We start from the raw sequence: 11,387 nt of genomic DNA on the forward strand, positions 1-11,387 counted from the left end.
CCCGTGGCGCGATCACCCTACGGAAACTACGGCTACGCGATCCTGACCGCAGGGGCGCTGCGCACACCGGACAAGGTGGCGCTCACCTACTGCGGCGAGCAGACCTTCACCTACGACGAGCTGAACCGGATCGTCAACCGGCGGGCCAACGCCCTGGCCGCGCTCGGCGTCGGCGCGGGGCAGAAGGTCGCCGCGCTGCTCAACGAGACGCTGCAGGTGGCCGAGGTCTACCTGGCGCAGGCCAAGCTCGGCGCGGTCACCGCGGCCATGAACCCCTACTGGCCGGTCGAGACGCTGCAGGCGGTCGTGGCCGCGTCCGGGTGCACGGCGTTCGTCTACGACTCGACGGTCGCCGAGGTCGTGGAGCGCATCCGGCCCTCGCTGCCTGGCATCGCCACCTGGATCGACGCGGCCACGCTCGACCACCCGTCCGACGAGGAGCCGGAGCTGGGCGGGTTCGGCGACGACCCCCTGGCGCTCTACTACACCTCGGGCACGACCGGGCTGCCCAAGCCCGTCGTGCACACGCACGCGTCGTCGCTGGCCACCGCGCAGATCTGGCTCGACGTGCCGCGCTCCCCCTCAAGCGTCTTCGGGACCGGGGCGATCATCTGGGGCATCGGGTTCCCGGCGATCGTCGGGCCGGCGCTCTACGCGGGGATGCGGCTGGTGCTGGAGCAGGACTGGGGTCCGGCCAACTTCCTGCGGGTGGTGCCGCGCGAGAAGGTCACCCACGTGTCGCAGATCCCGTCGTTCTACGCGGCGCTGCTCGGGTCCTCCGACCACGAGGCCGTCGATCTGTCGTCGCTGCAGGTGATCATGCTGGGCGGGGAGCCGCTGACCGGGACGATGCTCTCCCGGATCAAGGACCGGCTGCCTTCCGCCGGGGTCTACTCCTACTACGGGCAGACCGAGGCGCCCTACACCTGCTTCGGGCGGGTGGACGACGGCTCGACGCCGCTGGGGGCTTCGGGGCGCGCACGCACCGGCTGTGCCGTACGGATCACCGACCCGTCGGGCGCCGGGGTGGTCGGGGAGGTCGGCGAGATCAACCTGGCAGGGCCGCACCGGATGGCCGGGTACGACGGGCTGCCCGACAAGACGGCCGAGGTGATGCGCGGCGAGTGGTACGTCGGCGGCGACCTCGGGACGCTGTCGGCCGACGGGGTGCTGCAGGTGCTCGGGCGGCGCGAGGACGCGATCCTCAAGGGCGGCGTGTGGACGCAGCCCGTGGTGGTGGAGGAGGCGGCCGCGGGGCTCGACTCCGTGGCCGAGGCCGGGGTGGTCGGGGTGCCCGCGCACGTCGAGGGCGCCGCGCCGGTGGCGCAGAAGATCCTGCTCGCGGTGGTGGCGCGGGCGGGGCACTCGCTGGACGCCGCCAAGGTGGCGCTGGCGCTGTCGGAGTCGCTGCCCGCGCACCAGCAGCCTGACCACATCGAGGTGGCGGAGTCGCTGCCGCACTTCGAGGACGCCTCAGGCGGGCCGGGCAAGCTGCTGCGGCGGGAGATCCGCGAGAAGTACGGCCACCTTGTCGACTGACCGCCTGCTGCGGGAGGCGGGCATCCCCACCCCCCGCAGCATCGTCCTCCCGTCGCCCGCCCTCGCGGACCTCGCGGAACCCTTGGTCCTCAAGGCGTTCGGGCCTGAGCTGGTCCACAAGTCCGATGTGGGCGCGGTCGTCCTGGGGCTCACCCGTGCCGAGATCCCCGCCGCTGTTTCCGCGATGGCCGCGAGCCTGCCCGTGACCCCCGAGGGTTTCCTGGTGCAGGAGCAGGCGCCGTCCGGGGTGGAGCTGATCGTCGGTGTGGTCAGCGACCCCGGGTTCGGCCCGGTGCTCCTGACCGGCCTCGGCGGCATCTGGACCGAGGCGTTGCGCGACACCGCGCTGCGCCTCTGCCCGGTGTCCGAGCCGGACGCGCGCCAGATGCTGGCCTCCCTGCGGGGTTCACCCCTCCTGTACGGCTACCGCGGCGGCCCTGCCGTCGACGTGGACGCCGTGGTGAAGGTGCTGCTCGCGGTGGGCGGGGACGGCGGGCTGTGGGAGCGCCTGGAGCTGGGCGAGTTCGAGATCAACCCGCTGATCGCCACCCCCTCCGGCGTCGTCGCGGTGGACGCCCGCCACCTCCCCTTCCCCGCGGAGAAGTCATCGGACGAGAGCCCTTCCACGGACTTCACCCGGCTGTTCGAGCCACGACGGGTGGCCGTCGTCGGCGCCTCCACGACCAGGCCGAACTTCGGCAACATGTTCCTCGACTTCTACCGGGCCGCGGGTACGCCCGTGGTGGCCGTCCATCCCACGGCCACGGAGATCGGCGGCGTCCCCGCTGTGACGTCCCTGGCCGAGGCGGGCGCCGACTACGCGCTGGTCGCCGTCCCTGCCGACCGGTGCGCGGACGTCGTGCGCCAGGCCGGCGACACCGCGTTCGTGCAGGTGATGAGCGGCGGGTTCGCCGAGACGGGCAACCAGGACCTGGAGGCGGCGCTGGTCGACGCGGCCCGCTCGGCGGGCGTACGGCTGCTCGGGCCCAACTGCATGGGCGTCTACAGCCCGCGCGGGCGGCAGACGTTCGTCGGCGGCGGGCTCGGCGAGCCCGGCTCGATCGCGCTGATCTCGCAGAGCGGCGGGCTGGCCGGAGAGGTCATCAAGGTCGGTGAACGGCGTGGCCTGCGGTTCAGCCGCGTCGCCACCGTGGGCAACGCGGCCGACGTCACCCCGGCCGAGCTGCTCCGCTGGCTGTCCGCCGACGCGGAGACCTCGGCCGTCGGCATGTACCTGGAGGACCCCCGCGAGGGCCGCGCCCTCTTCGAGGCGCTCTCCTCGGCGGACCTGCCCGTGGTGCTGCTCGTCGGCGGGCGCAGCGTGCAGGGCCAGCGGGCCGCCGCCTCGCACACGGGCGGCATGGTGAGCGACGCCCGCATCTGGCAGGCCCTCGCCGACCAGACCGGCGCGACGCTGGTGAGCAGCCAGGAGGACCTGATCGGCGCGCTGGCCTATTTCCAGGCCCACGCGAACCGGCTGCTGCCCGGCTCCGGGGCGCTCGTCATCGGGCCCAGTGGTGGGGCGAGCGTGCTGGCCGCCGACGCGTTCGACCGCCAGGGGCTCGCGCTCGGCCCGCTCCCCCGGGAGGCGCTCGACGACCTGCGGGCGCTCGGGCTGGGGGTGGGGAGCTCGCTGGCCAACCCGCTGGAGATCCCCGTCGGCCCGCGCGGCAGGGCGGCGCTGGCCGGGGAGGCGATCGCCGCGATCGTCCGGCGGGAGCCGTACGCCGACGTGGTCGCGCACGTGAACGTGCAGAGCTTCTTCACCTACGGCGACGCGGCCGGGCCGCTCTACGACTACGCCGAGCACCTGGCGCGGGCGCAGCGCGACCTCACCAACACCAGGATCACGCTCGTCACCAGGAACGCGGAGTTCGCGCCCGACGGTGTCGAGGACGAGGTCAGGGCGATCGCCGCCGGGATCCCCGTCTACCGCTCCATGGAGGCGGCGGCGGTCGCCGTACGGGCGGGTCAACGTTTCTGTGGAGGCAACGATGGGACTGCTTGACGGCAAGGTCGCGCTGATCACCGGCGGGGCGCGCGGGATGGGCGAGGCGCACGTGCGGCTCTTCCTCGAAGAGGGAGCGCAGGTGGTGTTCGGCGACGTGCTCGACGAGGAGGGCAAGGCGCTGGCCGAGGAGACCGGGGCTGTTTACGTGCATCACGACGTGACGAGCGTGGAGGACTGGTCGCGGGCGGTGTCGACGACCGTGGGGACGTACGGCAGGCTGAACATCCTGGTGAACAACGCCGGGATCCTGAAATTTCGCCGCATCGCCGATATGTCGCCTGAGGACTTCGACCGGATCATCTCGGTCAACCTCAAGGGCACGTGGCTGGGGGTGAAGTCGGCGATCGAGCCCATGAAGGCGGCGGGTCGCGGCTCGATCGTGAACATCTCGTCCATCGAGGGCTTCATCGGCGCGGAGGGCATGTCGGCGTACGCGGCCTCGAAGTTCGGCATCCGCGGCGTGACGAAGGCGGCGGCCAGGGAGCTGGCCCGCTTCAAGATCAGGGTCAACTCCGTGCACCCCGGGGCCATCAACACCTCGATGGCCCTGGACCCCGAGATCATGGCCGAGGTGGACGCCGACGCGTTCCTGAAGTCCATGGTCATGAAACGCTTCGCCAAGCCGATCGAAGTGTCACACGTGGTTGCTTTCCTCGCCTCCGACCGCGCCAGTTACTGCACAGGCAGCGAGTTCACCGTCGACGGCGGCCTCCTCACGGGCGCCGGTTACTAGTCCTGCGTCGGGTGCGGGTGACCTCCATGGGGTCCACGCGTGACCATGTCGCGGCGAGTTCCACCGAGTGCGCGCGCCCTCCCGCAACGTGCGTGAGGGCGTGGGCCGCCGCCGCGTCGGGGTCGTGGTCGGCGATCGCCTCGTAGAGGGCGTGGTGTTCCGCGCACTGCTCGCCCGGGTCGCGGTCGACGGTCAGGCGGAAGAGCCACCGCAGCCGCGCCTCCAACGGCCGCATCAGGTCGCGCAGCAGCGCGTTCCCCGACACGTCCACCACCGCCGCGTGGAACGCCGCGTTCGCCAGCGCCATCCCCCGGGCGTCACTCTCCCCCGTGGCGCGATCCGCCTCGGCGAGCACCTCGCGCAGCCGTACGAGATCAGCGGAAGAAGCCCGCTCCGCGGCCAGCCGCGCCGCCAGCACCTCCAGGCTCTCCCGCACGTCGAAGAAGTCCGCGACGTCGTCCGGCGTGAACGGGCTGACCAGCACCCCCCTGCGCGGCACCACCACCACGAGCCGCTCCGCCTCCAGCCGCCCCAGCGCCTCGCGCACCGGGATGCGCGACACCGCCAGCTCCGCCGCCAGGTCCCGCTCGATCAGCCGCTGCCCGGGCGTGAGCTCGCCCTCGACGATGCGCTCCTTCAGCGCCTCGTAGACGGCCTCGCGCACGGTGGACATGCGCCCCAGACTACCCACGCACCCCGCCGTGGATGTTGACTGCTGCCATGAGCAACCTGGGCGACCACCAGCTGGGCATCTACCTGTCGGGCATGTTCGACGGCAAGACGCCCGACATCACCACGGACCTGGCGGCGCTGGAGGACCGGGCGCGCGAGGTGCTGAGTCCTCAGGCGATGGGATACATCGTGCCCAGCGCCGGTCACGGCGAGACGGCGCGCGCCAACCGGGCCGCTTTCGACCGCTGGCGGATCGTGCCGCGCATGCTCCGCGGCGTCGCCGCCCAGCGCGACCACTCGACCACCGTGCTCGGCACCACGATGCCCGCTCCGGTGCTGATCGCCCCCGTCGGGGTCCAGACGCTCGCGCACCCGGACGGCGAGCTGGCCACGGCGCGCGCCGCAGCCGCGGTCGGCGTGCCGTACATCCACTCGACGGCGGCCGCGCACACCTTCGAGCAGGTCGCGGAGGCGAACGGGGACGGGCAGCGCTGGTACCAGCTCTACTGGCCGACCGACCAGGACGTGTGCCTCAGCTTCCTGCGCCGCGCCAGGGCCGCCGGGTTCACCACGCTGGTCCTCACGCTGGACACGACGCTGCTCGGCTGGCGTCCCGCCGACCTGGACCGCGGGTTCCTGCCGTTCCTGCACGACGTCGGCCTGGCCAACTACCTGAGCGACCCCGCGTTCCAGGAGAAGGCGGGCGGCTCGCCGACCATGCACTGGGCGCAGATGTTCCCCCACCCGGGGCTGAGCTGGGACGACCTGCCGTTCCTCCGCGACCACTGGGACGGGCCGATCGTGCTCAAGGGCATCGTCTCCGTCGAGGACGCCCGGCTGGCCGTACGGCACGGCATGGACGGCATCGTGGTCTCCAACCACGGCGGGCGCCAGGTGGACGGGGCCGTCGCGGCGCTCGACGCGCTCGGGCCGATCGCCGAGGCGGTCGGCTCCGACCTGACGGTCCTGTTCGACTCCGGGGTGCGGACGGGCGCGGACGTGGTCAAGGCGCTGGCGCTCGGGGCGCGTGCCGTACTCCTGGGCCGGCCGTTCCTCTACGGGCTCGCGCTGGGCGGGCAGCAGGGCGTCGAGCACGTGTTGCGCTGCCTGCTGGGCGAGCTCGACATCACGGTCGCGCTCTCTGGCCACAGCAGTTGCGGCGAGCTGAGCCGGGCCTCGCTTCAGGCCCAGTGAGTGGGCGTGATGAACAGGCCGGTCGCCTCGACGAGGACGGTGCCGTCCGGCAGCGCGATGCGGCCCTCGGCCCAGGTCTTGCGACCCTCCGACGTGGTGTGCTCCGCCGTCGCCACCAGCGGCCTGCCGTACGGCACGGGCCGCCTGTAGCGCAGCGTGAGCGTACCGGTCATGCCCGCCAAGCCTGCGTTGGCCACGGCCTGGCCGAGGAGGTGGTCGAGGATCATCGCGCTGATGCCCCCGTGCACTCCGGCGGGCGGGCCCTCGTGGAGGGGGCGGAAGACGACGTCGGCGCTGACGCCGTTGTCGTGCCTGTCGACGACGAGGGGCAGGGCGTAGGGGTTGGCGCCGCCGGTGACGGCGTTGCCGAGGTGGCGCAGCGTGCCGTCGGGGGCGATCTCGAAGGGCTGCGGCGACGTGCGGCTCTTCGCCTGGAGGCGGGTGGTCAGGTCGGCCAGCCGGGTGGTGATGTCCAGCAGCTCGTCCTCGCCCACGTCGGTGAGGGCGACGGCGTCCATGAGGTCGCGCGTCTGCTGGGAGAGGCCGCACAGCGCGGCCAGGCGGGAGTCTGCGACCTCAAGCGTCATGCGGACATACTAGAACACGTTCTACCGAATCGCATTCGATTCCACGGAGGCCCGCGAAGGAGGGGGCGGATCGGGGCCGCAGAGGCGGGTTGGTAGATCTTTTTATGCTTTGTCTTCTTTGTCGGGAAATCTCTGGCAAGCTCTTGACCTGCAGTTTCCCAACAGGCCGCGCCTTGACACTTTCTTGAAGTTGGCTTGACCTGCTCTTTTGTCACGGTAGCCTCCCTCTTCACGGAAGATGACGACTGACGCGGAAGGTCCCCCACGCTTCCATGACCCCGGAGATGCAGAAGTTCATCGACCTCCTCGAGAGCCAGCTCGGCTACTCCGAGAAGGGCGATGCCTACACCAAGTTCGGCGACTGGTACGGCAAGAACGTCGAGTTCGACGCCGACTACTCCTCGGCTCCCTGGTGCGACATGTACCTCTCCTGGGCCGCGCACAAGCTCGGCTACGAAGACTGGATCGGCCAGTTCGCCTGGACCGTCGCGCACGCGGAGTGGTTCAAGGAGAACGACGCCTGGGGCACCAAGCCGAAGCCCGGCGCGTTCGTCTTCTACGACTGGGGCGGTTCCAACGACGTCGACGAGATCGACCACGTCGGCATCGTCACCAAGGTCGAGGGCGACAAGATCTTCACGATCGAGGGCAACATCGACGGCGGCGTCGCCAAGCGCAAGGAACGGGACACCAGCAAGGTCGTCGGGTACGGATATCCGGAGCAGATCAAGGCCAGGCTCGACGAGGTCGCGCTCAAGGAGGCGGCCAAGCAGGCCGAGGAGGCCGCTCCCGACGTCCAGGTGGGCGAGGTCGAGCAGGCGGAGCCCGAGCAGCCCGAGGTCAGCGACTTCATCCCGGAGAGCGGGTCGGGCGAGCAGCACCAGGGCCCGGTGATCGTCAAGACCACGAAGCCGGTCAAGCCCAAGCAGGCCACCGCGTCACCGGCGCCGACCCCGCGCAAGGGCAAGCACGCCAAGCCCGCCACGGCCGACACCAACGCCGTGACCCAGACCGGCCCCCTGCCCGTCATCACCACCGCCTCGGCGCCGATCGGCGCGCCCTCGCTCAGCTCCCCCGCCCTTGTCGGCACCGCGCTGGTGGCCGCCCTGGCCGTCCTGGCCGTGGCCAAGACCCGGCAGCTCCGCGTACGGCTCGCCCCCGCTGCGCGCACCGCCGCGCCCGCGCCCACGGGCGGCCGCCGACGCAAGCGCCGCCCCACCCTCACCCCGGTGGAGCCCATGGCCGCCGGGCTCAAGACCATCGAGGCCCCGCTGCTCGCCGCCCCCGTGGCCGACGCGCCCCTGGACCTCGCGCGGACGACCCCGCTGGAGGTCACCGCGGCCACCCTGCGCCAGGAGGCCCACGAGGCGGCCGCCGCCCTGGAGCGCGGGGCCAGCTTCGACGCCTTCACCCCCGCGGGGAGACGCGCCACGAACGAGGCCTTCGACGAAATGGTCGCGGGCGTGCGGGAGTCGTTCGACGCGCTGGAGCAGGGCATGCTCGACGAGCGCGCTTACCGGGGCAGGAGGCGCCTGCGCGAGCACCCGGCGGAGGCGACCTTCTCCCACGACACGAGGGGCCAGCGCCACCGCACGCACGAGCCCGCGTTCACCCAGGACGCCCCTTTGCGCGGCCGCCGCCACCGCCCCCAGCCCGAACTCGCCGGGGTGAGCGCCGGGGCCCAGCAGGAGCCGCCACGCAGGCGCACCACCAACCGCGGCCGCCACCGCGCCTAGAGGCCGTAGTCGGCGGCGAAGCGTTCGAGGGCGGGGACGGCGTCGCGGGAGCGGGTCCACGGCCGGACGATGAGCCGGTCGGCACCGAGGCGCTCCCAGGCCGGGATCTCGCCGGGCGACGACAGCTCGTAGGCGTGGACGGTGACGGAGAAGGGCCGCGAATCCCGCAACAAGGCCAGGCGGTCCAGTTGGGGAACGATCGAGTCCAAGGTGTGGGGCATGGAGATCCAGCCGTCGCACAGGGTCGCCGCTCGGCGCAGAGCCGCTGCGGATTCGCCGCCCGCCAGGATGGGCAGCCGCGCCTGCACGGGTTTCGGCTCGAAGGCGACCTCGGGGAAGTCGTAGAACCGGCCCTTGTGGGCGACCACGGGCGCGGACCACAACTCCCGGGTGATCGCGATCGCCTCGTCCAGGCGCGCCCCGCGGGTCGCGAAGTCCACCCCGGCCGCGTCCCATTCGCCCCGGTACCAACCGGCGCCCACCCCGCAGACGGCCCGGCCCCCCGACACCACGTCCAGCGTGGCGAACGCGCGGGCCGACACGAACGGGTGGCGCAGCGCGTAGAGGTGCACCGCCGTACCCAGCCTGACGCGCGTCGTCAGCCCGGCCAGCCAGCACAGGTAGGCGGGCGCGTCGAACAGCGGCGTCGCGGGCTTGATCCCGGGGTCGGACGTGCCCGGGTAGACCGCCGTCGACAGGTCGGTGGCGAAGACCAGGTGCTCGGGCACCCATACCGACTCGAACCCCAGCGCGTCGGCCGCGACCGCGACGTCCTTCCACGCCGCCGGGTGCAGGAGCCCGAGCGGCACGCCGTACCGCATCAGGGCCACCGTCCCGGCGGCAGCGTGCCCAGGATGGCGGCGCGCAGCCGCGCCCGGTGGACGGCGACGCCGCCGAAGGCGGCGGTCAGCGACCACACGCGGGCCAGCCAGAACCGCAGGTCGAGCTCGTGCGTGTAGCCGATCGCCCCGTGCACCTGCAGCGCGACCCTGGCCGCCCGCTCGGCCGCCTCGCCCGCCGACACGAAAGCGGCCGAGCTGTCGCGCGCCCCCGTCGGCAGGTCGACCGACAGCGCGGCGCGGTGGACGAGCGGCGCGGCGAAGTCGACAGCGACGGCCACGTCGGCGAGCTGGTGCTTGACCGCCTGGAAGGCGCCGATGGGGCTGCCGAACTGGGTGCGGGTCCTGGCATAGCCGACCGTGGTGTCCAGCAGGTGGCGCGCGACCCCGATGAGCTGCGCCGCCGTCGCCACGACCGCCCGTTTCGAGGCCTGTACGGCGGGCCGCCGCAGGGGCGTCGCCTCGCCGAACGACACCCCGAACAGGTGCCTGCACGGATCGGCGCTCGGATACGGCGTGAGCCGTACCAGGTCGCGGGAGACCAGGCTGCGCCCCACCACGAGCAGGTCGGCGAGGTCGGCGTCGAGCGCGTAGGTCTGGTCGGCGAGCAGCACGCTCACCCGCAGCTCGCCCGAGGCGAGCTTGGCCAGCGAGTCGTCCTCCAGGAGGTACGGCGCGGCCACGGCGGTCTCCACGAGCGGGCCGGGCAGGCAGGCGCGCCCGGTCTCCTCCAGCGCGGCGACCATGTCCACCAGCTCCAGCCCGAGCCCGCCGAACTCCTGTGGCACGAGCAGCCCGAAGAACCCCAGGGAGGCCAGTTCCGCCCATGCGGGCAACCGTTCCGCGCGCAGGGCGGCGGGCGGGCAGTGGGCGCGTAACACGTCGCGCACGGTCCCGGCGAGCGCCAGCTGGTCGTCGGTGAAGGTGAAGTTCATCGCGGCAACCCCAGGACCCTCTCGGCGATGATGTTGCGCTGGATCTCGTTGGTGCCCGCGTAGATGGGCCCGGCCAGCGAGAACAGGAACCCGTCCAGCCAGGGCGTCTGCGCGGCCCGCTCGCCGAGCAGTTCCATGGCCAGGGTGTGCATGCGCACGTCGAGCTCGGACCAGAACACCTTGCCCATGCTGGAGGCGGAGCCGATCTCCCTGCCGTCGGCGAGCCTGCGCGCGGTGGCGAAGGTGTGCAGGCGGTAGGCCTCGGCGTCGATCCAGGCCCTGGCCGCGCGGTCGGCCAGCACGGGGTCCTGGCTCTCCGCCGCGAGAGCGAGCAGCCGGTCGGCCGTGGCCAGGAACCGCCCCGGGCTGCGCAGGGCCAGCCCGCGCTCTGAGGAGGTGGTGGCCATCGCGATGCGCCAGCCCTCGCCGACGCCGCCGAGCACGTCCGCGTCGGGGACGAAGACGCCGTCGAAGTGCAGCTCGGCGAAGCCGTTCTCGCCGTCGAGCTGGGCGATGGGCCGCACGTCGACCTCGTCGAGGGGGAACAGGAAGTAGGTGAGCCCCCGGTGCCTGCCCTCGTCCGAGGTGCGGAACAGGCCGAAGCCGTGGGAGGCGTAGGCCGCCCGCGAGCTCCACGTCTTGTGCCCGTGCAGCAGCCACCCCCCGTCGGTCCGTACGGCACGCGAGGCGAGCGCGGCGAGATCGCTGCCCGCCTCGGGCTCCGACCAGGCCTGCGCCCAGACGTCGTCGGCCCTGGCCATCCTGGACAGGTAACGTTCGCGCTGGGCGGGAGTGCCGAAGGCGAACAGGGTGGGGGCGAGCAGGAAGATGCCGTTCTGGCTGACCCGCCCTGGAGCTCCGGCCGCCCAGTACTCTTCCTCGAAGATCAGCCATTCGATCAGCGAGGCTCCGCGCCCGCCGTACTCGGAAGGCCACGAGACCACGGACAGCCGCGCTCCGGCGAGCTGCGCCTCCCACGCGCGGTGCGCCTGGAAACCCTCAGGGGTGTCCATGGACGGCACCTCCCGGGGGACGTGCTGCGCCAGCCAGTCGCGCGCCTCCGCGCGGAAGTCCTGCTCGGCCCGGGAGAAGTCGAGATCCACTCCACCAACCTAGCGCACGCTTGGTTACTCTGCCAGGA

The 11,387-nt window shown here is 72.4% G+C and carries 10 protein-coding genes; 5 read left to right on the top strand and 5 right to left on the bottom strand.

Annotated features, from left to right (window positions below; all coding sequences use genetic code 11):
- The first annotated feature begins 3 nt into the window (after positions 1 to 3).
- Genes ACIBG8_RS51755 through ACIBG8_RS51765 form a run of 3 tightly spaced genes read left to right on the top strand, consistent with a single transcriptional unit; the run spans position 4 to position 4,283 of the window.
- Positions 4 to 1,539, top strand: a complete 1,536-nt coding sequence (locus tag ACIBG8_RS51755; RefSeq protein WP_397350783.1) for a class I adenylate-forming enzyme family protein — start codon at positions 4 to 6, stop codon at positions 1,537 to 1,539.
- Positions 1,529 to 3,547, top strand: a complete 2,019-nt coding sequence (locus ACIBG8_RS51760; RefSeq protein ID WP_397350784.1) for an acetate--CoA ligase family protein — start codon at positions 1,529 to 1,531, stop codon at positions 3,545 to 3,547. The genes ACIBG8_RS51755 and ACIBG8_RS51760 overlap by 11 nt, the downstream gene beginning before the upstream one ends.
- Positions 3,534 to 4,283 carry a glucose 1-dehydrogenase gene (locus tag ACIBG8_RS51765; protein WP_397350785.1) on the top strand — a complete coding sequence of 250 codons (750 nt, stop codon included), beginning with the start codon at positions 3,534 to 3,536 and terminating at the stop codon, positions 4,281 to 4,283. The genes ACIBG8_RS51760 and ACIBG8_RS51765 overlap by 14 nt, the downstream gene beginning before the upstream one ends.
- On the opposite strand, the gene ACIBG8_RS51770 is transcribed toward ACIBG8_RS51765, so the two are convergent.
- Positions 4,264 to 4,956: a GntR family transcriptional regulator gene (locus ACIBG8_RS51770; RefSeq protein WP_397350786.1), complete on the bottom strand. Its 693-nt coding sequence runs from the start codon at positions 4,954 to 4,956 to the stop codon at positions 4,264 to 4,266. The two genes, ACIBG8_RS51765 and ACIBG8_RS51770, sit on opposite strands and share 20 nt — an antisense overlap.
- Before the next feature lie 47 nt (positions 4,957 to 5,003).
- On the opposite strand from ACIBG8_RS51770, the gene ACIBG8_RS51775 reads away from it, so the two are divergent.
- Positions 5,004 to 6,149, top strand: a complete 1,146-nt coding sequence (locus ACIBG8_RS51775) for an alpha-hydroxy-acid oxidizing protein (RefSeq protein WP_397350787.1) — start codon at positions 5,004 to 5,006, stop codon at positions 6,147 to 6,149.
- Here the strand turns inward: ACIBG8_RS51775 and ACIBG8_RS51780 are convergent.
- Positions 6,137 to 6,736: a PaaI family thioesterase gene (locus tag ACIBG8_RS51780; RefSeq protein WP_397350788.1), complete on the bottom strand. Its 600-nt coding sequence runs from the start codon at positions 6,734 to 6,736 to the stop codon at positions 6,137 to 6,139. The two genes, ACIBG8_RS51775 and ACIBG8_RS51780, sit on opposite strands and share 13 nt — an antisense overlap.
- A 272-nt stretch (positions 6,737 to 7,008) precedes the next feature.
- Between ACIBG8_RS51780 and ACIBG8_RS51785 the strand changes: the two genes are divergently transcribed.
- Positions 7,009 to 8,472: a CHAP domain-containing protein gene (locus tag ACIBG8_RS51785; RefSeq protein WP_397350789.1), complete on the top strand. Its 1,464-nt coding sequence runs from the start codon at positions 7,009 to 7,011 to the stop codon at positions 8,470 to 8,472.
- Here the strand turns inward: ACIBG8_RS51785 and ACIBG8_RS51790 are convergent.
- The 3 genes from ACIBG8_RS51790 to ACIBG8_RS51800 are packed head-to-tail and all read right to left on the bottom strand — an operon-like array spanning position 8,469 to position 11,349.
- A complete protein-coding gene (locus ACIBG8_RS51790) occupies positions 8,469 to 9,293 on the bottom strand; it encodes a TIGR03619 family F420-dependent LLM class oxidoreductase (RefSeq protein ID WP_397350790.1) in 825 nt (274 codons plus the stop codon). The two genes, ACIBG8_RS51785 and ACIBG8_RS51790, sit on opposite strands and share 4 nt — an antisense overlap.
- Positions 9,293 to 10,246: an acyl-CoA dehydrogenase family protein gene (locus ACIBG8_RS51795; RefSeq protein ID WP_397350791.1), complete on the bottom strand. Its 954-nt coding sequence runs from the start codon at positions 10,244 to 10,246 to the stop codon at positions 9,293 to 9,295. Before ACIBG8_RS51795 ends, ACIBG8_RS51790 begins: the two co-directional genes overlap by 1 nt.
- Positions 10,243 to 11,349, bottom strand: coding sequence for an acyl-CoA dehydrogenase family protein (locus ACIBG8_RS51800; protein ID WP_397350792.1), 1,107 nt, complete (start codon positions 11,347 to 11,349; stop codon positions 10,243 to 10,245). The genes ACIBG8_RS51795 and ACIBG8_RS51800 overlap by 4 nt, the downstream gene beginning before the upstream one ends.
- Between the last annotated feature and the right edge of the window lie 38 nt (positions 11,350 to 11,387).

This window comes from Nonomuraea sp. NPDC050556 (assembly GCF_044457355.1).
Taxonomy (GTDB): Bacteria; Actinomycetota; Actinomycetes; order Streptosporangiales; family Streptosporangiaceae; genus Nonomuraea.

Bases quoted from the DNA above. Each gene is read 5' to 3' on its own strand.
- ACIBG8_RS51765 (WP_397350785.1), top strand. From the start codon at position 3,534: ATGGGACTGCTTGACGGCAAGGTCGCGCTGATCACCGGCGGGGCGCGC.
- ACIBG8_RS51770 (WP_397350786.1), bottom strand. From the start codon at position 4,956: ATGTCCACCGTGCGCGAGGCCGTCTACGAGGCGCTGAAGGAGCGCATC.
- ACIBG8_RS51775 (WP_397350787.1), top strand. From the start codon at position 5,004: ATGAGCAACCTGGGCGACCACCAGCTGGGCATCTACCTGTCGGGCATG.
- ACIBG8_RS51780 (WP_397350788.1), bottom strand. From the start codon at position 6,736: ATGACGCTTGAGGTCGCAGACTCCCGCCTGGCCGCGCTGTGCGGCCTC.
- ACIBG8_RS51785 (WP_397350789.1), top strand. From the start codon at position 7,009: ATGACCCCGGAGATGCAGAAGTTCATCGACCTCCTCGAGAGCCAGCTC.
- ACIBG8_RS51790 (WP_397350790.1), bottom strand. From the start codon at position 9,293: ATGCGGTACGGCGTGCCGCTCGGGCTCCTGCACCCGGCGGCGTGGAAG.
- ACIBG8_RS51795 (WP_397350791.1), bottom strand. From the start codon at position 10,246: ATGAACTTCACCTTCACCGACGACCAGCTGGCGCTCGCCGGGACCGTG.